The organism is Acetobacter ghanensis, from assembly GCF_001499675.1.
Lineage (GTDB): Bacteria > Pseudomonadota > Alphaproteobacteria > Acetobacterales > Acetobacteraceae > Acetobacter > Acetobacter ghanensis.
The window spans coordinates 1,453,418-1,476,653 of record NZ_LN609302.1 but is presented as its reverse complement, the minus strand read 5'-3'; the positions used below and the strand labels follow the sequence as shown (position 1 = coordinate 1,476,653).

General features: G+C 58.0%; 23 protein-coding genes and 1 pseudogene. 14 read left to right on the top strand and 10 right to left on the bottom strand.

Annotated elements, in window-relative coordinates:
* Positions 1-60 precede the first annotated feature (60 nt).
* Positions 61-1,041, bottom strand: coding sequence for a Gfo/Idh/MocA family protein (locus tag AGA_RS07065; RefSeq protein ID WP_059023631.1), 981 nt, complete (start codon positions 1,039-1,041; stop codon positions 61-63).
* Positions 1,042-1,107: 66 nt separating this feature from the next.
* Between AGA_RS07065 and AGA_RS14085 the strand changes: the two genes are divergently transcribed.
* From AGA_RS14085 to secF, 3 genes are read left to right on the top strand one after another with little or no spacing between them, the layout of a single operon-like run.
* Positions 1,108-1,287 carry a hypothetical protein gene (locus AGA_RS14085; RefSeq protein ID WP_059023630.1) on the top strand — a complete coding sequence of 60 codons (180 nt, stop codon included), beginning with the start codon at positions 1,108-1,110 and terminating at the stop codon, positions 1,285-1,287.
* Complete coding sequence (secD, locus tag AGA_RS07055; protein WP_172793725.1) at positions 1,284-2,849, top strand: protein translocase subunit SecD; 1,566 nt, start codon at positions 1,284-1,286, stop codon at positions 2,847-2,849. Before AGA_RS14085 ends, secD begins: the two co-directional genes overlap by 4 nt.
* Before the next feature lie 17 nt (positions 2,850-2,866).
* The gene (gene secF, locus AGA_RS07050) at positions 2,867-3,808 is read left to right on the top strand and encodes a protein translocase subunit SecF (RefSeq protein ID WP_059023628.1); all 942 of its coding nucleotides are present in this window, start codon (positions 2,867-2,869) and stop codon (positions 3,806-3,808) included.
* A 67-nt stretch (positions 3,809-3,875) separates the two neighbouring features.
* On the opposite strand, the gene AGA_RS07045 is transcribed toward secF, so the two are convergent.
* Both AGA_RS07045 and mscL read right to left on the bottom strand, forming a co-directional pair.
* On the bottom strand, positions 3,876-4,274 hold the full coding sequence (locus AGA_RS07045) for a hypothetical protein (RefSeq protein ID WP_059023627.1): 399 nt from the start codon (positions 4,272-4,274) through the stop codon (positions 3,876-3,878).
* Between the two features lie 90 nt (positions 4,275-4,364).
* Positions 4,365-4,856, bottom strand: coding sequence for a large conductance mechanosensitive channel protein MscL (mscL, locus tag AGA_RS07040; protein WP_059023626.1), 492 nt, complete (start codon positions 4,854-4,856; stop codon positions 4,365-4,367).
* A gap of 299 nt (positions 4,857-5,155) precedes the next feature.
* Here mscL and rpmE point away from each other — a divergent pair, with 299 nt between their 5' ends.
* The 3 genes from rpmE to AGA_RS07025 all read left to right on the top strand — a co-directional run bounded on the left by rpmE (position 5,156) and on the right by AGA_RS07025 (position 6,881).
* Entirely contained in the window at positions 5,156-5,386 is a 231-nt protein-coding gene (gene rpmE / locus AGA_RS07035) for a 50S ribosomal protein L31 (protein WP_059023625.1), read from the top strand.
* 174 nt (positions 5,387-5,560) lie between these two features.
* Positions 5,561-6,085, top strand: coding sequence for an Hsp20 family protein (locus AGA_RS07030; RefSeq protein ID WP_083503576.1), 525 nt, complete (start codon positions 5,561-5,563; stop codon positions 6,083-6,085).
* 205 nt (positions 6,086-6,290) lie between these two features.
* Complete coding sequence (locus AGA_RS07025) at positions 6,291-6,881, top strand: DUF1013 domain-containing protein (protein WP_059023624.1); 591 nt, start codon at positions 6,291-6,293, stop codon at positions 6,879-6,881.
* Positions 6,882-6,941: 60 nt separating this feature from the next.
* Here AGA_RS07025 and AGA_RS13450 read toward each other — a convergent pair whose 3' ends face one another.
* Complete coding sequence (locus AGA_RS13450; RefSeq protein WP_083503677.1) at positions 6,942-7,106, bottom strand: YdcH family protein; 165 nt, start codon at positions 7,104-7,106, stop codon at positions 6,942-6,944.
* Positions 7,107-7,335: 229 nt separating this feature from the next.
* On the opposite strand from AGA_RS13450, the gene AGA_RS07020 reads away from it, so the two are divergent.
* The 3 genes from AGA_RS07020 (at position 7,336) to AGA_RS07010 (ending at position 9,304) form a co-directional block, all read left to right on the top strand.
* The gene (locus AGA_RS07020) at positions 7,336-7,542 is read left to right on the top strand and encodes a YdcH family protein (protein ID WP_059024723.1); all 207 of its coding nucleotides are present in this window, start codon (positions 7,336-7,338) and stop codon (positions 7,540-7,542) included.
* Positions 7,543-7,661: 119 nt separating this feature from the next.
* The gene (gene purE, locus AGA_RS07015) at positions 7,662-8,135 is read left to right on the top strand and encodes a 5-(carboxyamino)imidazole ribonucleotide mutase (protein WP_264811703.1); all 474 of its coding nucleotides are present in this window, start codon (positions 7,662-7,664) and stop codon (positions 8,133-8,135) included.
* The gene (locus tag AGA_RS07010) at positions 8,132-9,304 is read left to right on the top strand and encodes a 5-(carboxyamino)imidazole ribonucleotide synthase (protein WP_059023623.1); all 1,173 of its coding nucleotides are present in this window, start codon (positions 8,132-8,134) and stop codon (positions 9,302-9,304) included. The genes purE and AGA_RS07010 overlap by 4 nt, the downstream gene beginning before the upstream one ends.
* Before the next feature lie 31 nt (positions 9,305-9,335).
* On the opposite strand, the gene AGA_RS07005 is transcribed toward AGA_RS07010, so the two are convergent.
* Positions 9,336-10,064: a JAB domain-containing protein gene (locus tag AGA_RS07005; protein WP_059023622.1), complete on the bottom strand. Its 729-nt coding sequence runs from the start codon at positions 10,062-10,064 to the stop codon at positions 9,336-9,338.
* Positions 10,061-10,828, bottom strand: coding sequence for a JAB domain-containing protein (locus AGA_RS07000; protein ID WP_157065321.1), 768 nt, complete (start codon positions 10,826-10,828; stop codon positions 10,061-10,063). Before AGA_RS07000 ends, AGA_RS07005 begins: the two co-directional genes overlap by 4 nt.
* Before the next feature lie 44 nt (positions 10,829-10,872).
* Here AGA_RS07000 and AGA_RS06995 point away from each other — a divergent pair, with 44 nt between their 5' ends.
* From AGA_RS06995 to AGA_RS06980, 4 genes and pseudogenes are all read left to right on the top strand, one after another.
* Positions 10,873-13,098 (top strand): ATP-dependent helicase, encoded by a 2,226-nt coding sequence (locus AGA_RS06995; RefSeq protein ID WP_059024719.1) that lies wholly within the window; start codon positions 10,873-10,875, stop codon positions 13,096-13,098.
* Positions 13,098-14,012, top strand: a complete 915-nt coding sequence (locus AGA_RS06990; RefSeq protein WP_059023620.1) for a 50S ribosomal protein L11 methyltransferase — start codon at positions 13,098-13,100, stop codon at positions 14,010-14,012. Before AGA_RS06995 ends, AGA_RS06990 begins: the two co-directional genes overlap by 1 nt.
* A gap of 88 nt (positions 14,013-14,100) precedes the next feature.
* On the top strand, positions 14,101-15,882 hold the full coding sequence (locus tag AGA_RS06985) for an aminopeptidase P family protein (protein WP_083503676.1): 1,782 nt from the start codon (positions 14,101-14,103) through the stop codon (positions 15,880-15,882).
* A gap of 97 nt (positions 15,883-15,979) precedes the next feature.
* A pseudogene (locus AGA_RS06980) lies at positions 15,980-17,010 on the top strand (isocitrate/isopropylmalate dehydrogenase family protein).
* A gap of 78 nt (positions 17,011-17,088) precedes the next feature.
* Here AGA_RS06980 and AGA_RS06975 read toward each other — a convergent pair.
* The 4 genes from AGA_RS06975 to rpsD form a co-directional block, all read right to left on the bottom strand.
* Positions 17,089-19,008 carry an FUSC family protein gene (locus AGA_RS06975; protein WP_059023618.1) on the bottom strand — a complete coding sequence of 640 codons (1,920 nt, stop codon included), beginning with the start codon at positions 19,006-19,008 and terminating at the stop codon, positions 17,089-17,091.
* 116 nt (positions 19,009-19,124) lie between these two features.
* On the bottom strand, positions 19,125-20,030 hold the full coding sequence (locus AGA_RS06970; protein ID WP_059023617.1) for a LysR family transcriptional regulator: 906 nt from the start codon (positions 20,028-20,030) through the stop codon (positions 19,125-19,127).
* A gap of 89 nt (positions 20,031-20,119) precedes the next feature.
* Positions 20,120-21,667, bottom strand: coding sequence for a peptide chain release factor 3 (locus AGA_RS06965; RefSeq protein WP_059023616.1), 1,548 nt, complete (start codon positions 21,665-21,667; stop codon positions 20,120-20,122).
* A gap of 99 nt (positions 21,668-21,766) precedes the next feature.
* Positions 21,767-22,384 carry a 30S ribosomal protein S4 gene (gene rpsD, locus AGA_RS06960; RefSeq protein ID WP_025824941.1) on the bottom strand — a complete coding sequence of 206 codons (618 nt, stop codon included), beginning with the start codon at positions 22,382-22,384 and terminating at the stop codon, positions 21,767-21,769.
* Positions 22,385-22,677: 293 nt separating this feature from the next.
* Between rpsD and AGA_RS06955 the strand changes: the two genes are divergently transcribed.
* Complete coding sequence (locus AGA_RS06955) at positions 22,678-23,223, top strand: HdeD family acid-resistance protein (RefSeq protein ID WP_059023615.1); 546 nt, start codon at positions 22,678-22,680, stop codon at positions 23,221-23,223.
* Positions 23,224-23,236: the final 13 nt, after the last annotated feature.

Genomic DNA, 23,236 nt, shown 5'->3' with positions numbered 1-23,236 from the left:
TTCAACTTGCTCTCAAGAAAAATGGCTGATTCTTCCCGCTTCCTCACATGTCGCTTTTTTTTAGCTTTCCTTAATCAACCCCGACTGCTCCATCAGGTTGCGGGAGGCTCTGATTCCATCCGCCACAGCCAGAGCGGCGGCCAGAGCGCGCCGCCCAGCTGCTGCATCCACCACCACAGGCGCGCCATGCACGCAGGACGCCACAAATGCTTGATGCTCGGCAAACAGCGAATCATGCTCCTTCCAGCTTATGCTCTCCCGCCGGAATCCCCCCGTACCCGGCAGAGGCAGCCCCCGCTCCCGCCCGATCATGCTCAACTCCCGCTTTACAAAATCTGCGGACAGGTAGCCCTCCTCGGAAAAAAGGCGCATCCGGCGCTCGGTCTTGAGGGAAATCCGGCTAGCGGTAATGGTCGCCACACACCCATTTTCAAACCGCACACGGGCATTGGCTATGTCTTCATGCGCTGAACTAACCGCGGCCCCCAGCGCATCCACCTGCGCAATGGGGCTGTCCACAATGGCCAGAACCAGATCGAGATCGTGGATCATAAGGTCCAGAATAACGGACACATCCGTTCCACGCGGCTTGTAGGGCGCAATGCGCGTTGCTTCTATATAGAGCGGGCGGGTAATGCGTTGGGTAATGGCGTCATGCTCGGCGGAATAACGCAGCAGATGCCCCACTTGGCAGACCAGCCCCGCCTGCTGTGCCAGTGTCACCAGCATATCAGCCTGCTCCAGCGTGGCGGCTACCGGTTTTTCCACCAGTACATGCCGTCCTGCTCGCAACGCCTGCACAGCCAGATCAAAATGGAACTCCGCTGGTGCTGCCACCACAACCGCATCGGACTGCGCCAGTAGAGTCTCCACGTCCTCCACAGCGGGGCAACCGGCTTCCTGCGCCACCTGCCGGGCGCGGGCGACATCGGGGTCAAACAGGCCGGACAGGGTCTCGCCCGGCACGTCACGTATTTTCAGGGCATGGTAACGCCCAAAGTGCCCAGCCCCAATAACCCCTACACGCAGCGTTGTGCTCATTCGTTTTTGCCCTTGCCCGTCTGGCCTGTTTTTTGCCTGCTCAAGGGGTAGCAGGCCAACCCCCGAATGCAAACAAGCCCCGCCCCAACCACTGACCACCTGCCATACGTTGTGCAAGGTGATGCGTATGCGCCACGCAAAATGAACGAAAACACAAAGCATTCCACCCAGAAGCACGTGGACGGGTTGCATCTGTTGGGGTTGAACGGCATGTTCCCGGCAGCAAAACTGCAAGCGATCAGGTGAGAATGTATTACAGCCGCACCAAACTGGCCTCGGTACTGGGCATATGCCTGTTAGGCCTGCTGCTGTGCCTGCCTAACGGCATGCGCAAGCCGCTCCCTTCCATACCCTGGCGACAGATCCATCTTGGGCTGGATCTGCGGGGCGGCTCCTACCTGCTCATGCAGGTTGACCTGCAAAGCCTGACCCATGACAGGTTGCAAACCCTGTCTGAAAACACGCGTGACGCGCTGCTTAACGCGCGACTGGGCTACCAGAACATTGCGGTGGATGCCGACAAAGGCGTTATCTCTTTCACGCCCCGCTCCGCCTCCGAGACTGAAGCCGACATTACGGCGCTCAACGCCCTGCCCCGCGCCGTACCCAATGAATTCAGCGTCAGCAAGCGTGAGGATGGCAGCATTGCGCTGACGCTCACACCCGAATCCATCCGCACCCGTGCGCGTGAGGCTGTAACCCAGTCGATCGAGATCGTGCGCCGCCGTATTGACGGCACTGGCGCAGTAGATCCCGAAATTACCCGCCAAGGTGATGACCGCATTGTGGTGGAGCTACCCGGCATTAGCGACCCGGACCGGATTAAGGCACTTTTGGGCACCACAGCCAAAATGAGCTTCCATCTGGTGGATGCCAACCCGCTGCACGCCACCTATCCGCCGCAGGGTGTCAGCCTCCTGCCCATGGCCGACCCGGCAGAAGGTGGCCCACTGCCCGTTTTTGACCATGTGGATGTGGATGGCTCCGACCTGACCAACGCTGGCGCGGTTATTGACCAGCAGAGCGGCAAATGGGCTGTCAGCTTCTCTTTCGATTCGACAGGCACACACGCCTTTGCCGCAGTAACGCAGGCCAACGTGGGCAAACGATTCGCCATTGTGCTGGATAACAAGATTATCGAAGCACCCGTGATCATGAGCCCCATAACCGGCGGTAATGGCCAGATTACCGGCGGGTTTGATGCCCAGAAGGCCACCGATCTGGCCCTTATGCTGCGGGCCGGTGCGCTGCCTGCCCCGCTGAGCGTTATTGAACAACGCTCCATTGGCCCATCACTTGGGGCTGACTCCATCCGTGCCGGTATCATCAGCCTTGCCGTCGGCTTTGTTATGGTTGTGGCCTTTATGGTGCTGTTTTATGGCCGCTTCGGCTGGTACGCGGATATGGCCCTGCTGGCCAACCTGGTACTGATGGTGGCGATCCTCTCCCTTTTTGAAGCAACGCTGACCCTGCCCGGTATGGCGGGCATGTTGCTCACATTGGGGATGGCGGTAGACGCCAACATTCTGATCAACGAGCGCATCCGTGAGGAAGTTGCCCGTGGGCGTACCCCACTGGCAGCCATGCAGACAGGGTTTGAAAAAGCCACCTCCACCATTATCGACAGTAACGCCACGGCCCTGCTGGCCCATGTCATGCTGTTTGTTTTTGGCACAGGTCCGGTTCGTGGGTTCGCACTCACCATCACCATTGGCATTGTGACCACCCTGTTCACCACCCTGCTGCTCTCCCGCATGCTCATGGCCCGCTGGTACGCGCGTACGCGCCCAACCAGCCTGCCTGTTTGAACCAACGAGGCGCTACTATGTTCGGACGTCCTCTTCTGCGTTTTGTCCGTAAGGATACGCATATCAACTTCATGCGCGGCCGCTATATGGGGCTGATCGTCTCTGCCGTGCTCTCGCTTGCCTCCATTATTCTGTTCTTTCACCCCGGCCTGACCCTTGGGTTGGATTTTCGGGGTGGGATTGTGGTGGAAGCCAAGACCAACGGTCCGGCAGACTTTGCCAAACTCCGTACAATTCTGGCCGAACATGGCGTATCCCACGCCTCCTTCCAGTCCTTTGGCGCAGCTGATGATGTGCTGATCCGGCTGGATGCTGGCTCGGAGAAGGATACGCAGGCCATTGTGGACAATGTGCGCCACACAATATCCGAGGCCCTACCCGGCACCACCATTCTGCGGGCGGATGCTGTAGGGGCCTCGGTTTCGGCCGAACTGTTCCGCAACGGCATGTTGGCGCTTGGCCTGAGCCTTGCCATGATTCTGGCCTACATCTGGTTCCGGTTTGAGTGGGAATTTGCGCTCAGCGCGGTCATTACGCTTGTGCTTGATCTGACCAAAACCATGGGCTTTCTGGTTCTGACCGGTTTTGAATTCGATCTGGTCATGGTGGCCGCCATTCTCACCATTCTGGGCTACTCCACCAACGACAAGGTGGTGGTGTATGACCGTGTGCGTGAAAACCTGCGCAAATACCGCACCATGCCGCTCATTGACCTGATCAACCTCTCGATTAACGAGACGCTGAACCGGACACTGGGCACCTCCTCCACTGTTTTCCTGGCATCTCTACCGCTGGCCCTGTGGGGGGGCGCCACACTGTCCGGCTTTGCATGGACCATGCTGTTTGGTATTGTTGTTGGCACCTCCTCCTCCATCTTCATCGCTGCCCCTCTTCTCCTGTTTATGGGAGAAGGACGCCTGAAGCGTGGTGCCAAAAACCCCAAAGCAACAGCCTCCTGACCCTAAGGGAAGCCAGCTTGGAACTTATAAAAAAACGGAGCAGTCAAACTGCTCCGTTTTTTTGGGCCTAGTGATGGGAGAGAGGAACCACCTGCCCGTTTGGCATAACCATAACACTATCAGCCGGATTGGCTGGCTGGTCGATAACAGCCAGAAAATCTTCCACTTTCTGGCCGGCTAACTGAAGCGTGTCGTGCCCCGGATGGTCCCGGAAAACCAGAATGGCGTTAAGTGCTGCGCGGTCTGCGGTAATAATGTGCACAATCTGGGGGAGCGTCATGGAGCCGCTCATCAACTGCCCGCGTGCCATACCATTGGCTATGGCGTAGCTGTAGAGCAACGTGCTGGGGGTTTGCTCTACCTTGAGCTCATAGGGCACAGCCTGACACCCCGCCACAGCGGCAATGGCAACAGTAACGGCAAAAGCCGGTGCTTTATAAAAAAAGCGGAATACGGGACGCTTCATTTGCAAGAGCCTACCCCATATTCCGCCTGCCGAAAACACAGCCTCTGCCCCTAAGGGCAAAGTCTGTTTTTATTATAGACTGTCCCGCCCTTAGCCCTGCGGTGCAGCCTGTTCCTTGTTACGTGCTGCCAGTTCGTCACGAATTTCAGTCAGCAGAACTTCGGTTTTGGTGGGGGGCACGGGGGCTGCCGGTTTTGCATCTTCGCGCACATGCAGGCGCGTCAGAGCTTTAACCATCCAGAAAATAGCCATGGCCACAATCAGGAACTGGATAACCGCATTCAGGAACAGGCCCAGATTCAGGGTCACCGCACCCGCTTTTTGTGCGGCTTCCAGCGTTGCTTCGTGCGGGCCTTTGAGGGTGACGAACAGGTTGGAGAAGTCAATCCCGCCAACCAACAGGCCGATCAAGGGGTTAAAAACGTCTTTGACCAGACTGTTTACAATCCCTGTAAACGCAGCACCGATGATAACACCAACGGCCAGATCCACCACGTTGCCCCGCATGATAAAGGAGCGAAACTCGCTTACCCAGCCTGGCGCGCGAACATGGGCCTTAAGATCAGCTTTAAGATCGACCATAAATTAATATCCTGTTTATAGGGTTTTAAGCAAAGATACCAATCTGTATCCGCCACGCTTGCTGTTTCTCAAGTCTTATTTATTGAAATTCTTGAAAAACTTTCCCCTATTTATCTTTTCTGCCTGCTCCTCTTCGCACACGCACTCCCCCCCACCCAAAAAAGATACCCGAATTGCACGAGCGCCGGAGAATGAAGGCGGAATCAACAGTTGATCCTGCTCGCGCATACCGTTATATGCACGGCAATTCGGCCCGGTCGGTATCGGGCCTTCGTATGCTGTAAAGAAAGACCTGCCCCATGAAGTCCGGCATTCATCCCGAATACCACGAAATCACCGTCATCATGACCGACGGCACGGAATACACCACGCGCTCCTGCTACGGCAAAGCTGGTGACACCATCCGTCTGGACATTGACACCAAGTCCCATCCGGCGTGGACCGGCGTTCAGCGCATTATGGACACGGGGGGCCAGGTCGCCAAGTTCAACAAGCGTTTTGCTGGAATTGGCTCCCGCAAGAAAGGCTGATTTTTTCAGCATTGCTGCGCGCTTTAAGCCCCGCCCTCTTGAAAAAGGAGGCGGGGCTTTCCACGTTTGGTGCATGACTGACGCCCCAACGGGGTCGGTCGGACAAACTGCCACAGGGGCCGCCTTATGGGGCCTAACTGCACGGCAGAACCTTGCTGAACGAGGAGGTTCCACATGACTTATGATTTTGCACCACTGTTCCGTACCGCCATCGGTTTTGACCGGCTGGCTCAGGTTATGGATACGGCCGCCCGCAACACCGGCACATCAAGCTACCCCCCTTATGACATCGCCAAAACAGGGAGTGACAGCTACGCCCTGACCATGGCCGTAGCGGGGTTTGGACCAGATGATATTGAACTGGTCGTACAGGACGGAACACTTATTGTTTCTGGCCGTGTAAACACCCCGCAGGATGAGGGAGAGGTGTTGCACCGCGGCATTGCCCGCCGTGCCTTTGAACGCCGCTTTGCACTGGCCGACCATGTTGAAGTCACCGGCGCGGATATGACCAATGGCCTGCTGCGCATTAGCGTACGCCAGATTGTGCCCGAGGCGCTCAAACCCCGGCGTATTCCGGTCAATGTTGGGCAACCCACGCAACGGGTCCAGCACGACACGGTCCCTGCTGTTCCCAACCACACCACGGTGGTTGAGCCAGATGCACAGCAGAATGAACCCGTGCCAACTGCGGCCTGACCACACTTAACTGACCCAAAAGGGGGCGGAACTCTGGTTCCGCCCCCTTTTGTTGTATTTTTGCGGCTTGACCTGAACGGTCTGCTCCCTCCATATCGGGGGCATAGATGCGCGTCGGCAGGCACGCAGGCTTCGGAAGAGGTTCCAGGCCGTCAATTTTACCGGTGCCTGCGTGAGCGCCGCCCGACGACAGGATAGAAGCCAAATGACGACCTTACCCTTGATGCCAAAAGCAACCGCTGTGTGGCTGATCGAAAAGACCGCGCTCAGCTTTGAACAGATTGCCGCTTTTTGTGGGATGCACCCGCTGGAAGTACAGGCCATTGCCGATGGTGAGGTGGCTCAGGGCATTGTTGGCTACGATCCGGTTGCCAACCACCAGCTCGCACTTGAAGAAATTCGCCGTTGCGAAGCAACACCCACCGCACGGCTTAAAATTCTGGCGACCAACAACCCCGTACGTCGCCGGTCCAAGGGCGCGCGCTACACCCCCGTTGCCAAGCGCCATGACCGTCCCGATGGTATTGCCTTCCTGCTGCGCAACTACCCACAGCTAAGCGAACAGCAGATTGTCAAACTGCTGGGCACCACCAAAGACACCATTGCCAAAGTGCGGAACAAGCAGCACTGGAACACGCCCAACATCAAACCGCGTGACCCGGTCACTGTTGGCCTGTGCAGCCAGACGGACCTGAACGCCGCTGTGGCAGACGCCAATGCACGCCTTGAGCGCGAAGGGGCGGAAATTCCCACACCGGCACTGGATGCGGGTGATCTTGATTTTTCTGCTGAATAAAATCCTGTCGGTTCTATCTGCTGGGCGCCTGCTCACAGCAGATAGAACCACGGTGCGTTTTTAGCTCGCCAGCCGTTCAATTTCTTCCTTAATCCTGAGCTTTTGCAGCTTCAGGCACATCAGGACACGTTCATCCGGTCTGGGGCGTCCCCCTTCGGAAGCAATTTTCTGGTCAATATAGGAATGGCGGTGTTTGAGACTCTCTATCCTTGCTAGGCGCGCCATGGCTGCCTCCATTCGGTTAGTGACAGGTTTACGCTAACGTACAGACGGCCAAAAAATTCATGCTAATTTCATATTCCAACGCATGGCGATATGCGCTGTGCACATGGAACTTTTTCCTGTTTGCAGAGACCCCAACAGCAATGCATGGTTGGTAAACCGTGCCATAAGTGCAACAACGGAGTATCCGTTTGAATGCACGAGTCAGATGCACACAGGGAGAACCAGCACCATGATTCAAGACCGCGAGTCACTACTGGGGCAACTTCTTGAACTGCGAAGCGAGCATCGTGATCTGGATACAGTCATTAACAGAATGACCTGCGAGACAGCCTTTATCGACCAGCTCTACCTGCAACGGCTAAAAAAACGGAAATTACTGCTCAAAGACCGCATAACACGGCTTGAAAGCCAGCTGATACCCGACAATATTGCCTGACTTCGTAACAGGACCAGATCAGCAAGACCGGATACCCTACCCCTGTGAACACTTCCCCTCAGACCTCCTCCGCCCGCACAGCAGAAGATCAGACTGCGGCAGCGCCCCCTCAGGTTGGCATTATCATGGGCAGCCAGTCCGACTGGGAGACCATGCGCCATGCCGATGCTATTCTGGCAGAACTGGGCATACCGCATGAGATCCGCATAGTTTCCGCACATCGCACACCGGACCGGCTGGCGGACTACGCCCGCACAGCGGCGGACAGGGGCTTGTCAGTCATTATTGCAGGTGCGGGAGGAGCCGCCCATCTGCCCGGTATGTGTGCAGCATGGACCCGCCTGCCCGTGCTGGGCGTACCAGTTGAATCCCGTGCGCTCAAAGGCATGGATAGCCTGCTGTCCATTGTGCAGATGCCCGGCGGTGTGCCGGTTGGCACTCTGGCCATTGGTTCGGCCGGAGCCAAGAACGCTGCCCTTCTGGCTGCCTCCATTCTGGCTCTGCAAAACCCCGAACTGGCTGCGCGGCTTGAAGCCTGGCGCGCCGTACAAACCGCATCGGTTGCCGATACACCCGTGACAGAAAACGAATGACCCAGACACATTCCGCCCTTGCCCCCAATGCTGTTATTGGCATTGTTGGCGGGGGGCAGCTTGGCCGCATGTCCGCCGTGGCAGCCTCCCGGCTGGGCTTTAAAACGCATATTCTCACGCAGGATGCCCACGGCCCTGCCGCGCAAGTCAGCAGCGCAGTAACCCTTGGCGCATATGATGACCCCGATGCGCTGGATGCCTTTGCTAAGGCTGTTGATGTTGTTACTTTTGAATTTGAGAACATCAACGCCGATGCGCTGGACCGGTTGAGCAGGCATTGCCCAGTTCGCCCATCTGGCCATATTTTACGCATCAGTCAGGACCGTCTGGCAGAAAAAACCTTTCTGGCATCAGCCGGTGTGCCTCTGGCGCCGTGGCACGCCGTAACAGACCGCGCAACACTCCATGAGGCCGCCCGGAAGCTGGGCTTCCCTCTCATTCTCAAAACCACCCGCAACGGGTACGATGGCAAAGGCCAGCGCCGCGTTTACACGGAAGCGGAGCTGGATGAAGCATTTGAAGCACTGGCCCCCCATCCGCTGGTTGCCGAAGGCATGGTCGATTTTGCCTGCGAACTCAGCGTTATGGTCGTACGGGGCACGGATGGCACAACCCGTTGTTTTGACACGGTTCTGAACCATCACTGGCACGGCATTCTGGACCTTACTCTGGCCCCCGCCCCAGTGGCGGAAAACGTGGCGCAGGAAGCAGGCAGACTAGCGGCCATTATTGCGGAAAAGTTTGACCTGATCGGCATTATGGGTGTGGAGATGTTCCTCACGCGGGACGGCTCGCTCATGATCAATGAGGTTGCCCCCCGCCCCCACAACTCCGGGCACTGGACAATGGACGCCTGCCCGCAGGACCAGTTTGACATGCACATCCGGGCCGTTGCGGGCCTCCCCCTCCCCGCCGCCATCCGTCACTCGGATGCGGTCATGAAAAATCTGGTAGGGCCGGAAGATATGGCTCTGTGGCCTGCCATTTTGGCCAATCCGGGGCACATCCCGCATCTATACGGCAAAAAGGAAGCCCGTCCGGGCCGCAAAATGGGGCATGTGAACATTCTGTTCCCCTATAGTGGCCTTCCCGGTGAATGGGGCATACAGGCAGCGCTTGGTCCGCTGGCTACCAAATGTGCCGCACCTCCGGCAGCTGACGAAGACTGATTGGCTGGTTCTGAGAGAAGCATGGAGGAGGCTACAGTAACCCGGCCTCCTTCATGCTCAGGACCTGCCCTTTTCCAACAATAAGGTGATCTGCCACCTGCTGCCCCACTATACGGGCTGCGGCAATAATCTGCTGCGTCATGCTCACATCCTCCGCTGAGGGCATGGCATCCCCGCTTGGGTGATTATGGACCAGCACAAAACTCCCTGCCCCCAGCGCCAACGCACGCCGAACAATCTCTCGCGGGTAAACGGGCGCATGGTCCACCGTGCCGCGCCCAAGCACCTCATCCGCAAGAAGCCTGTACGCGGCATCCAGAAATAACACCCGCATCTGCTCGGTTTTCTCACGCGCCATAACGGCCTGTAGATAAGCATTCAGCGCCGGGCGCTCGGCCAGCACATTCCCCCGCTGCAACCGGGCACGGTGCAGGCGGAAAGCACTTTCCTGCGCCAGTATCAACAAAACACGCACGGCTTCTGGTTGCTGGCGTATGCTGCCTTCCTGATGCTGAGCGGCCAGCAGCACGGCGGCCAACGTGCCATATTCCGCCAGAAGAGCTGTCGCCAGCGCATCCGCCGCGTCATGGCTGAGCCTGGCCGCTGCAAGGAGTTGGGCCAGACATTGCCGGTCATCCATCCCTTCCGGCTGGCGTGGAATTAGTGGGCGAACTTCCGGCATCCCAGCGTGAGACCGGGCAAAAAACAGGGACGCATCGGCCACACCCTGCCGGGTTGGTAGGCTTGATGGGGCGCTCACCAGTCTGTCTCCTGCTGGCGTGCGCTGCACCATGCCCCCTTTTGCCCGATCACCAGATGATCATGCACGCTGACCGCCAATAAAGGCGCAGCCTTGCGAATAGCCGTTACAAACGGCGCATCGCCCTTAAGCACCGCGTGCACATCCTGCCCCGGCTCTGGCAGATGCACGGTCACAAGCGCACTGGCTTGCACCTCCAGCGCGCGTTGCAAAATCTGCCCAACTGATAGACGAACGGTTTCTGCATCTGGCGTGCCATGCCCCCATGCCCGCGCCTCATCCACCAGAAGGGCGTTGCGGCTGTCCAGATACAGCACACGCATTTGCGGGCGACTGGCGGCCAGCAGGGCGGTATTGCAGTAATGTAGAAGGCTGTCCCAATCGCCCAGATAAGGGCGCTGGCTGCTCCCATCACGCACAAGGCAGGCCGCCACGTCTGGTAAATGGCTGCATAAGGCGGCACTCCCACGCGGTGCACCTGCCCCATGCAGCGCCTCTGCGGAAGAATCGAGCACTGCGGAAAAAGAGCCAAAATGGTTGATCAGGCTTTTGGCCAACGGCTTGGTATCCCGCCGAGGCACACCGTAAAACAGCAACATTTCCAGCAGTTCGTAGTCTGCCAGTCCTCCCGCGCCATGCGCCAGCACTCTTTGCCGCATCCGTTTACGGTGCCCCGCAGGCCCTGTGGATGCGAACGCGGGAGCTGCTCCCCCTCCGCCCGGTGCGGTAGGTGTGTGGTCTGGCGGCATCTTTGCTTTCGCCATCTATTGCTCCGATTGGCCTGAGGCGGACATCACTATATAAGAGAATAGTGACGACATTCGAGCCCCCTTCTCACCCGCATTCTCCTGCCGCCCCACAAAGCGGTACCTCCTACCTTGCGCGCCTTAATCCGGAGCAACGGGCCGCCATCGAAACAACGGATGGCCCCCTTCTGGTTCTAGCCGGTGCTGGTACTGGCAAAACGCGCGTGCTTACCACGCGCTTTGCCCATATCCTGCTGACCGAACGCGCCAAGCCGTGGCAGATTCTGGCAGTCACCTTTACCAACAAGGCCGCGCGCGAAATGCGCGAACGTGTTGCCCTGCTTCTGGGGGCTCCGGCAGAAGGGTTGTGGCTAGGCACCTTCCATGCCCTGTGCGCCCGTATGCTACGCCGCCACGCTGAATATGCGGGGCTAACACAGAACTTTACCATTCTGGATACCGACGACCAGCTACGCCTGCTCAAACAGGTTATGGAACCGTGGCAGATCGACACCAAGCGCTGGCCTGCGCCCGGACTGCTTGGTGTTATCCAGCGCTGGAAGGACCGGGGGCTTACTCCCGCACGCGTAACACCGTCGGAAGATACGGACTTTGCCAACGGCCACGCCCGCGCCATTTACGAGGCCTATCAAGCCCGGCTGCTGCAACTGAACGCCTGCGATTTTGGCGACCTGATGCTCCATGTGACCGAAATCCTGCGTACCCGGCCCGATGTGCTGGCACAGTACCACCGCATGTTCCGCTACATTCTGGTGGACGAATATCAGGACACCAACACGGTGCAGTATCTGTGGCTGCGCCTGCTGGCCAAGCACGAACATGGCCCCGCCAATATCTGCTGCGTGGGCGATGACGACCAGTCCATTTACTCCTGGCGCGGTGCGGAAGTCGAAAATATCCTACGGTTTGAAAAAGATTTTCCCGGCGCAAAAATTGTGCGGCTGGAACGGAACTACCGCTCAACCCGCCACATTCTGGGAGCCGCCGCCGGACTGATCGCCCATAATGGAGAAAGGCTGGGCAAAACCCTCCGCTCCGGGCGAGATGACCCTTCCGATGGCGAGAAAGTACTGGTCACCAGCGTATGGGATTCGGATGCCGAGGCCCGCAACGTGTGTGACATAGCCGAGCGGCTCCACCACAAAGGGCAGTCTCTGGCCGAAATGGCCATTCTGGTCCGCGCGGGTTTTCAGACCCGTGCATTTGAGGAACGGCTTGTGCAGACCGGCCTGCCCTACCGCATTGTTGGCGGGCTCCGTTTTTACGAACGGGCGGAAATACGTGATGCACTGGCCTATATGCGTGTTGTCCATCAACCTGCGGATGATCTGGCGTTTGAGCGCATCATCAACGTGCCAAAACGCGGCGTTGGCCCTGCCAGCCTGCAAAAACTGCGCGAGGCGGCCCGCTTTGCCAATACGTCGGTCAGTATGGCAACCGAAACCATGCTGGACAACGGGCAGCTCAAAGGCAAATCGGCCAACCAGCTCCGCGTTCTTGTTGACGCCCTGAACAGCACGCGTGAGATTCTGGCGCGTGAGGGGCATGTTCTGGCGGTTGAGCACCTGCTGGAAGAAAGCGGCTATCTGGAAATGTGGCGTCTTGACCGCTCGCCCGAAGCACCCGGACGCCTTGAAAACCTGAAGGAACTGGTGCGCGCACTGGCCGACTTTGGCACGCTGGGCGAATTTTTGGAGCATGTCTCCCTTGTTATGGAGACGGACGAAAAAGCGCAGGACGCCAAACTGTCCATTATGACGCTCCACGGCGCCAAGGGGCTGGAATTTGACACCGTCTTCCTGCCCGGCTGGGAGGAAGGCGTTTTTCCCTCCCAGCGCACACTGGATGAAGGGGGCCTTAAGGGGCTGGAGGAGGAACGCCGCCTTGCCTATGTGGGCATTACCCGCGCACGCAAGCAGGCCATGATCTTCCATGCCGGAAGCCGCCGTATCTATGCCAACTGGCAGCCATCCATGCCCAGCCGTTTTCTGGACGAACTGCCAGACGCGCATATTACCCGCAAAAATGAAGGCGGCAGCAACCGCCGCGGCCTATTTGCCGAGGACAGTGTGTTTGACAACGGCCCCCTTGTTGCCAGACGCAAACGGCAGGCCGAGGCCGAACCTGCTTTTCAGCTTGGCGAGCATGTCCGCCATCCGCGTTTTGGCGTGGGTATTGTCATTGCGGCAGACCGCAACCACCTGGAAATCGCGTTTGAAAACGCGGGAACAAAACGACTTCTTTCCTCCTTTATCGAGAAATTATAATGGCCCCTCCTCCCCGCCGCCACGCAACCAGCCTGGAAACCATTTCTGTTACCGTGCCCGAAGCCGCCGTGGAATCGTACGAAAACGCCATTGGCAGCGTATGCACCACGGTTGGGATTTTTGAAGCCAACCCGGAAGGTACCCTGTGGCGGGTTGAAGGCGTAAAAGACACCGGGCATCAGGAAGATGATCTGGCGCTGGCACTAATGCTGGCCGAACTGACAAGCGGCGTTTCCGCTACGCTGGAACGCACAGCAACCGAAGCCGAGGGCTGGCTTGCCCGTACGTACGAGGCATTCCCCGAACAGCAGGTTGGCAAACGGTTTGTTATCCGCGGCACCCACTTGCCCGATGCGCCCGAGGCCACCCGCATTGTGCTAACACTGGATGCTGGTGTTGCTTTTGGCTCGGGCGAACATGGTTCCACCCGCGGCTGCCTGCGTGCGTTGGAACGTATAGCGCACCGCCACCCCCGCCGTATTCTGGACCTTGGTTGTGGTACCGGTATTCTGGCCATGGCTGCTGCGGCCCTGCTGCACCAGAAGGTACTGGCTGTAGATATTGAACCGTGGTCTGTCCGTGTTTCCGCCCAGAATGCGCGCCGCAACCGGCTGAACCGCGCTCTGACATGCCGCCTTGGCAATGGCTGGCAAACCCCCGCCATCCGCCGCAATGCACCTTATGATCTGGTTTTTGCCAATATTCTGGCACGCCCTTTGTGCCTTATGGCCAAGGATCTGGCACAGGCTCTGGCTCCCGGTGGTACGGTTATTCTGGCAGGCCTGCTGCAAACGCAGGTCCGCATGGTGCTGGCCGCCCACCGCAGGCAGGGACTTGTGCTTGAACAGGTCCTGACCGAAGGGGACTGGGCAACGCTTATCCTCCGTCGTCCGGCCGGAAAGCCTGCCGTTTGACGTTGTTCTGACTTTCTTACCATGCAGGTCAGTCCGTAACGTCTGACCTGTTCTCCCCCTTTTTTCATCATCTATGCGGAGTAGCACCTTGGCCTCTTTATCCATGACCAGACTGACCTCTCTGCGCGCACTTATGAGCCAGAATGGCCTGGATGGCCTTATTATTCCGCATGGTGATGAATTTCTGGGCGAATATACGCCCGCCTGCGCTGAAAGACTGGCGTGGATAAGCGGCTTTACCGGCAGCGCAGGGACCGCCATTGTTCTGGCCGACAAAGCTGCTGTTTTTTCTGATGGCCGCTACATTACGCAAATGGACCAGCAGGTGGATGCCTCCTGTTGGGAGCGCGTGCATAGTGGCCAGCTTCCACCCGCTACATGGCTGGGCACCCATGCGCACCCCGGCGCGGTTATTGGTTATGACCCACGCATTATGAGTCAGGCCGAACTGACGCCTTATCTGCAACAGGTCCAGCTTTCACTTTCTCCCACCCCGCATAATCTGGTCGATGCCATTTGGTCCGACCGTCCACCCCTGCCCGCAGGCCCGGCCTTTATCCACCCATTGCAATACGCGGGCGAAAGTTCGGCCAGCAAGCGCGAACGCCTTGCTCACACCCTGCGCACCCTTGGGCAAGATGCCGCTGTATTAAGCGATTCCGCCTCCATTGCATGGCTGTTGAATATTCGGGGGGCGGATATTCCCTGCACACCCGTGGTGTTGGCCTTTGCCATTCTCCATGCGGATACAACCGTGGACCTGATTATCCAGCGGAGCAAAATTCCTGCCGATGTTGAAGCATGGCTAGGGGCGGATGTGCGCCTCAATGCCCCTGATGACATGGAAAAAGTGCTGGCCTCACTGGCGGGGCGTACCGTTGGCGTGGACCCGGCAAGCAATGCTGTGTGGTTTACGCAAATTCTGGGCCACCACAACGCAACCGTTGTTCCTACCCCGGACCCATGCCTGCTCCCTAAAGCCTGCAAAAACACGGTTGAGCAGCAGGGTATGCGCGCCGCTCATCTGCGGGATGGCGTTGCTCTGTGCCGCTTTTTACACTGGATGGACACCCACGCCACCTCAACAACCGAACTGGATGCCGCCGAGCGGTTAACGGCCTTCCGCCGAGAAGCACAAGGCTATGTGGAGGATTCATTTCCCGCCATTTCTGGTACGGGGCCAAATGGGGCTGTTATTCATTACCGTGTTACGGAGCAGAGCAACCGCCCCCTCCAGCCCGACGAAGTGTACCTGATTGATAGCGGCGGCCAGTACCCCGATGGCACAACCGACGTCACCCGCACACTCTGGACCGGCCCTAACACCCCTCCGCCCGAGTTAAAAGACGCTTTTACCCGTGTGCTTAAAGGCAACCTGCGCCTTGGTCATGCGCGTTTTCCCATCGGTACCAAGGGCCACGCGCTGGATGCTCTGGCCCGGTATGACCTGTGGCAGGCCGGGTTGGACTTTGACCACGGAACGGGGCACGGCGTTGGCAGCTTTTTATCCGTGCATGAAGGTCCGGCCCGCATTTCCAAAGCGCCTTCGGCCATTGCATTGCAGGAAGGCATGGTGCTCTCCAACGAGCCGGGTTTTTACCTGCCCGGAGCTTACGGTATCCGACTGGAAACGCTCATGATGGTCCGCGCGGCCAGCACAGCGGACTCCACACGACCATTTTTGGAATTTGAGACCCTGACCCTCGCCCCCTTTGACCGGCGGCTAATAGACCCGGCCATTCTAGGCGCGGCAGATACCGCCCTGCTGGATGGCTACCATGCAGAAATCTTGCAACGGATTGGCCCCCACCTGCCCTCAGATGCACAAAAATGGCTGCAAACGGCCTGTGCACCCCTCAATAAGGCGTGATACCAAACCTTTACGTCCAATGGTCACGTAATTGGGAATCGCCTGACTGACCAAAGAAGCGCAGAACAGGCAGCGAAGTTGAAGGGAGCTTCTCAGTATGACAGCACATAGCAAGACCATTCCCGCCACACTTATTCCCGGTGATGGCATTGGCCCTGAAATTGTTGAATCGGTTATAGAAATTCTGGACGCAGTTGAGGCCCCGTTTGTATGGGACCGTCAGCTGGCCGGCATGGCTGGTGTAGATGCGGTTAACGACCCGCTGCCAAAGCAGACCATTGAGAGCATCCGCCGTACGGGCCTTGCCCTGAAAGGCCCGCTGACCACACCGGTTGGGGTGGCTTCAAGTCCATCAATGTAACGCTCCGGCAGGAATTTGGTTTGTTCGCCAACCTGCGCCCCACCAAGACCATTGTGCCCGGTGGCCGGTTTGAAGACATTGACCTCGTTCTCTTCCGTGAGAACCTGGAAGGCTACTACGCCGCCATGGAGCACTACATCCCTGTGGGTGAAGACCCCAAGGGCATTGCTCTGAGCTCTGGCTTTACCTCCCGCGCCGAATGCCGCCGGATTGTCAAATACGCCTTTGAATATGCCGTCAAGAACAACCGCAAGACGGTTACGATCGTGCATAAGGCCAACATTCTCAAGCTGCTGACCGGGCTGTTCCTTGAAGAAGGCCGCAAGGTTGCCGAGGAATACAAAGGCCGCATCGCCTTTAACGAACGGATTGTGGATGCCTGCGCCATGCAGCTCGTCATCAACCCGTGGCAGTTTGATGTTGTGGTGACCACCAACCTGTTTGGGGACATTCTGTCCGATCTGACCGCTGGCCTGGTTGGCGGGCTGGGCATGGCCCCGGGTGCGAACATTGGCGAAAAAGCCGCTGTGTTTGAAGCCGTTCATGGCTCTGCCCCCGACATTGCAGGCAAAGGCATTGCCAACCCGCTGGCTCTGCTGCTGGCTGCGGTTATGATGCTGCGCCATGTTGGCCACAACAAGCAGGCCGACCGCATTGATGCCGCGATCAAGAAAGTGATCACCGAAGGCGGTGTCCGCACCAAGGATCTGGGCGGCAACGCCACGTCCAAGGAGCTGACGGCCGCCCTCAAGCAGGGGCTGGGCTAAACACCGGCTCTCATTCCGCTTCTGGCTTGCCCGGCGGCGGAATGGGTCTGTTAGGGGATGCTTCCGGCATCCCCTTTTTTATGGCAGGTCCACAGGCTGTGCGCAGGCCAGAAGCCTGAGGCTGACCAGTGCGTGGTCAAATATTTCCTGCTGTTCCGGCGGCATACGCTCAATCTGCCTGCTCAGCCAGCGTGCTGTAACCGCCGCCTGCTGGGTCACCACCGCACCATCATCATGCTCCCAATGCCGCAAAAAAGCACGGAGCGCCTGTTGCACGGCATGTGGTGTTGTGGGCGCATCCGCCAGCTCCCGCAGCAGAATGACGTGCATACCGCTCACCATGCCGGAAAACTGCTGGCGGGCAAACGCGTTACGCTGCTCGGCAGGAATACCCTGTGCGTTACGCACAATACGCACCAGACTATCCGCATTTCCCGACAACCACTGATAAACGGATACGCGGCTGTTAAGGGAGGCCAGCTCCTGCAACTGCCTGCTGGTCCAGCGTGCCGTGCGCAGCATATGGGAATCCAGCCGAAAGGGCAGAACAGTCCGGTATGTCCAACCAGCCACCAGCACAGCGCCCAAAAATGCCATCGCCGTGTTCAGGAACGAAACCTCATCATATCGTCCCTGATTATCTGGCCCCATCAACACAGGTAGAAACATGTTGAAGGAAAAAGCATAACCCGCCGTTGCCGGGTTTCTGGCCGCAAGCCCGCCTATGACCATAGGCACCATCAGCAGCAGCACTAGCAGTTCGGGCGTGTTAAGGGCTGGCAGCACCAAGGCCACATACACCCCGGCCACCAGAACACACCACACCGCCCCCCGAAAAAACGGAGCCGAAGCCACAACAGGGTTTTCCCGCGTTGCCAGCAGGCCATAAACAAGCGCCAGAAGTGACATAAAGGTTGGCCCGGCAGGCCATGCCGTGACCTCCCACAGCAACCAGCCGACCAGAATACCCGCACAGGCCCGCACCCCGTTTTCAACCGCTTCCAGCGTATGCCTGCGTGAACGGATACGAAAACGGAAATGGTCCCCTCGTCTATGCGTCAGACACGCATCAATATGCAGGTTGATGGCCCGTTCATCCTTGCGGATGGATGGGGGTACCTTACTGGCCGGGAGCAAATTGAGGGTTGCCAGCCCCTCTGCCCGCGCAAGCATAACCAGCAACCCGGCCAAAGCGGCACGGGCGTGGTCAGCCATGTGGCCATAACCACCGGCTTCCAGCGCATCGTATTCTATCCGGCTGCCTGCGTTTGTCAGCTCTGTCAGTAACGGGCTTTGATCCAGATCGGTTGTTGGGTGCCCTTCCACCAGACAAGCCACCCGTTTACGCACCAGCATCTGCGCATCATCCAGCCGAGCCTTAAGCCGTGCTCGGGCGCGGGCCTGCAAACCGGGCATAAACAGCAAAGCCAGCAGGGCTTCGCACACCACACCCAGCACAATATAGGTGCCGCGCGCCATGGCGATATCAAACACCTGATCCGGCTGCATAATGGCGCCGGTTGCTACAATGGCGGAGGTAAACCCGGTTAGCACCAGCCCGTAGGCCTTGTACCCCTCCAAAAACGTAGCCATGCCGCAACACAGGCCAATCCAGCCAGCGAGAACACCAAAAAACAGAGCAGGGCTTTGCGGTAAAGCGGCAATAAGCGCCACGGCCACACAACAGCCCAAAACTGTGCCAGCAATACGCCAGCGCGCCTTGGACAGGCTCTCCCCGCGGGAGGACTGCGCAACCACCCACACCGTAAGCGGCGCCCACTGGGGGCTGTCCAACTCCATGGCCATGGCGATAACGAGGGAAAGCCCCGCTGCTAGCGCCGAACGCACAGCAAACGCCACATCCCCCCAAGAGGGAGCGATAAGCCATTTGAGCTTACCAGCCTGATGGGCCGTAAACGCACGCCACAGAGCCGACAGCGGCACACTCCCCCACCGATGAACTTCTGGCATACCGGGGTTGGGGTCCATTTTGCTCATGGTGCGTCTTGCTCTGCCAACCGGAAAAAACGGCACGATGTTCAGATAGGCACCATAAGTCCAAGCGTTTGTTCTGATCAGATCATAAACAAAACTTATATCAGAGGCCCAATACGCTAAACGGTATAAATATCATCCAGTTGCAGACTAGTAGAAACATGCCACAGCCTTGCCTGCAACGCCGTGGAATTGGCTTGGTTCAGGCGGAGCAACCCCACTTCTGGCGTGGGAGACGGGTCCAGCCTGCGTACCTGTAAAGCCGCCATAAACCCCACACGCTCCGGCAAGGCGGAAACAGGCATGATCCCGGCAACCTTGCCGCTCAGAATTTCCGCGTGCAGCAATTCGAGCACATTGGTTTCCAGCATGACCCGTGGCGTTACACCGGCCTGTGCAAAACAGGCATCCACAACCTGCCTGCTGTGCATATTCCGGCTAAGCAGCCCCAGAGGCAGGTCTGCCGCATCCTCCCACCCACAAACCAGTTTGGCTGGCAGAGGAATGGATGCGGACGCGATCAGCACATAACGTTCGGCATAAAGACGCTGGACCTGAAACGGCCCTCCCTTGGGAACCTGATCCAGATACATAAGCCCAAGCTGAATGCGATGTTCCCTGAGTTGATGCAGAATTTCTGCATTAGGGTAAACAGTAACATCCACCTGCAAGGCGGGCACGGCGTTCCGAAAATGCTCCAGCAGCACTGGCACAACCGGCACCCCCTGCGGCATGACGCCTATGGAGATGGAACCACCGGCAATATCCTGCGCAAACGCAGCTTCCTGCCGCAGACTATCCAGATCTGCCAGAGTCTTCCGCGCCCATATAAGAACGCGCTGCCCTTCCTCCGTCAGCCCAAAAAACCGCCGGTTCCGGTTGATGATGGTAATACCCAGCTCGTTTTCCAACTGCCGGATAGCAGAAGAAAGAGCAGGCTGAGACACACCACATGCCTGCGCCGCGCGTGAGAAGTGCCGGTGCTGGTCCAATGCGATCAGATAACTGAGTTGCCGCAAAAACACCCGTGCGTCTGCTCCTTACCAAAAAACCAAAGCGGATGGCGCTCCGCTGCACCTCAAAACCACGTGCGGTCGGTTACTGAAACAGCCTCCTAGCCGATTTCAATCCCGATCTGTTTGATGTCGTGGAACTTGATGTCTGGATTCTGTTCTTCCGTTCGCCGCATCATAAAGTTGGATGTTGCCAGAAAAACCGGGTCATCATCCAGATCATCCGCCATGGCGGAGCGGTTGGAGGCGGCAAATGCCTCAATTTTATCCCGCGGACCGGTTATCCACCGCGCAAGCGAGAACGGTGTGGAATCAAAGCCGATGCCAACGCTGTATTCCACGCGCAGGCGTGCCTGCAAAACGTCCAGCTGGAGTGTGCCCACCACGCCCACAATGGGTGGCGCGCCATCCTGCGGACGAAAGAGCTGCACAACGCCCTCCTCCGCCAGCTGCACCAGAGCCTGCTTGAGCTTTTTGGCCTTCATGGCGTCATCCAAGCGCACACGACGCAGAATTTCCGGTGCAAAGTGGGGCACGCCGGTAAAGCGAATATCCTCGCCCTCTGTCAGTGTATCCCCAATACGCAAGGTGCCGTGGTTGGGAATACCGACCACATCACCTGCAAAAGCTTCTTCCGCCAGATGGCGGTCCTGCGCAAAAAAGAACTGGGGCGTGTGCACGGCAAAGCTTTTGCCTGTGCGGGTGTGTTTGAGCCGCATGCCCCGCGTTAAACGACCGGAGCATATGCGCGCAAAAGCAATGCGGTCTCGGTGGTTGGGGTCCATGTTGGCCTGAATTTTGAACACCAGAGCCGTCATACCCGGCTCATCCGCCGTGACCGTACGATTTTCTGCCGCCTGCGCACGGGGGGACGGGCCAAAGGCCACAAGCGCGTCCAACAGGTCGGTCACGCCAATTTCCTTGATCGCACTCCCGAAAAACACGGGGGTTAGATGCCCGGCGTCAAAAGCCTCGCGGTCAAATTCCGGCAAGGCGGCCTCGGCCAACTCAAGCTCCTCACGCATCTGCGTCAGGCGTGCATCATCCTCGGCCAGTGGGGTCAGGGTATTGAGCTTACCGTTCAGCAGGTCATACGTGCCCACAAAAGTTGCCGCACGACCAACCGGCCACGTAGCCGGGCATGTATCCAGCGCAAGGGAGGATGCAATTTCGTCCAGCAGAGCAAAGGGGTCCTGCGCCTCGCGGTCCATCTTGTTGATGAAGGTTACAATGGGAATATCGCGCAGGCGGCAGATTTCGAACAGCTTGCGTGTCCGGTCTTCTATCCCCTTGGCGGCGTCAATCACCATAACGGCCGAGTCAACTGCTGTCAGGGTGCGGTACGTATCTTCCGAGAAGTCTTCATGGCCCGGCGTGTCCAGCAGGTTGAATACGCACCCACCATATTCGAACGTCATGACCGAACTGACAACGGAAATACCGCGGTCACGCTCAATGGCCATCCAGTCCGAACGTGTGCGGCGGCGTTCGCCCTTGGCCCGCACGTTCCCCGCCAGCTGAATGGCACCACCAGCGCGCAGAATACGCTCGGTCAGTGTGGTTTTACCGGCGTCGGGGTGCGAGATGATCGCAAACGTACGACGGCGGACAATTTCCTTACCCAGTTCAGGATTGGCGGTATCAGACATAAATCAGTTCCGGGGCTTCTGGCATGAATAAAAACGGCAAACGCCGGATGGAGAGAAAACCCTCCACCCGGCGTCCACAGGTCGAACCGGAGTTCCCGATTAACGGGAGTAGAATTCGACCACCAGGTTCGGTTCCATCTGCACCGGATACGGCACATCGGAAAGCTGCGGGCCACGCAGGAACGTGCCCTTCATCTGGCGGTGATCAACTTCCATGTATTCCGGCACGTCACGCTCAGCGGACTGAGTTGCATCCAGAACGATGGCGAGCTGCTTGGACTTTTCGCGCACTTCGATCACGTCACCATCTTTAACGATGTAGGACGGGATGTTCAGCTTGCGGCCGTTGACCAGAATGTGGCCATGGCTGATGAACTGACGTGCAGCAAACGGCGTGATCGCGAATTTCATGCGGTAGATGACCGCATCCAGACGACGTTCCAGCAGGTTGATCAGGTTTTCAGACGTATCGCCCTTACGACGCACGGCTTCCTGATAGTAGCGGCGGAACTGCTTTTCCGTGATGTTGCCGTAGTAGCCTTTGAGCTTCTGCTTGGCCATCAGCTGGACGGAGAAGTCGGAAGGCTTGCCCTTGCGGCGCTGACCATGCTGACCCGGACCGTATTCACGACGGTTAACGGGGGACTTTGCACGGCCCCACAGGTTTACGCCAAGGCGGCGGTTAATTTTGTACTTGCTCTCAAGGCGCTTGCTCATAGTGCGCTCTTCATCTCTCAACAGGCGGGCTGGGAGAAACAGCCCGTCATTACACCGGTAGTCTCCGTCCACCACGGATCGGAGCGGGCGCATACCGCATTACCAGCAAAAAGGCGCTGGCCGGTCTGTCCACATTCCCGGCAATGGTCGCAGGATTTACGAGAACGTCACCGACCTGTCAACAAAAGCCACGCATTATTCCCTGTGCGTCAGGCTGTTTTTGCTTTTATCAACTCAGAACAACATACTATCACAACACCCTATCTATCCTCTGACATGCAAGGATGCCTTCCATGCCATTTGCACACAAATGGGCCCTTTTCGTCGGACTGGGCATTGCACTGGTCATACTCGGCTTTATCGCCTGTATTGATGCCGTGTCCGTCACACTCGCCAGCACCATGTTTATTGGTGGCCTGCTTATTTTTGCCGGAATCATGCAGGGCGTGCACGCCCTTGCGGTCAAGGACTGGGGAGGCTTCTTGTTCTCCCTGCTCTGTGCCGGGCTTTATATTATTGCTGGCGCGCTGCTGATCAAGGAACCTGTCTCTGGCTCGGTGGCCATTACGGTCTTTGCTTCGGTCTGTTTTATTGTGGTTGGTGTTTTACGCTCGGTCATGGCGCTTCAGTACCGTGGTATGCCGGGTTGGGGCATTATTCTGGGCAGCGGGCTGATCAGCCTTGTTGTTGGCGCCTGCCTGTACCTCAGCCTGCCGTGGTCCGGCCTGTGGCTGATTGGCACATTCATTGCGGTTGAGCTGATTGCAAGCGGCATTGGTTGGGTACAGTTCGGTTTGGCCCTGCGCCAGAGCAACAACACACCACCCGGCAGCCTGTAACAAGACCACCGTG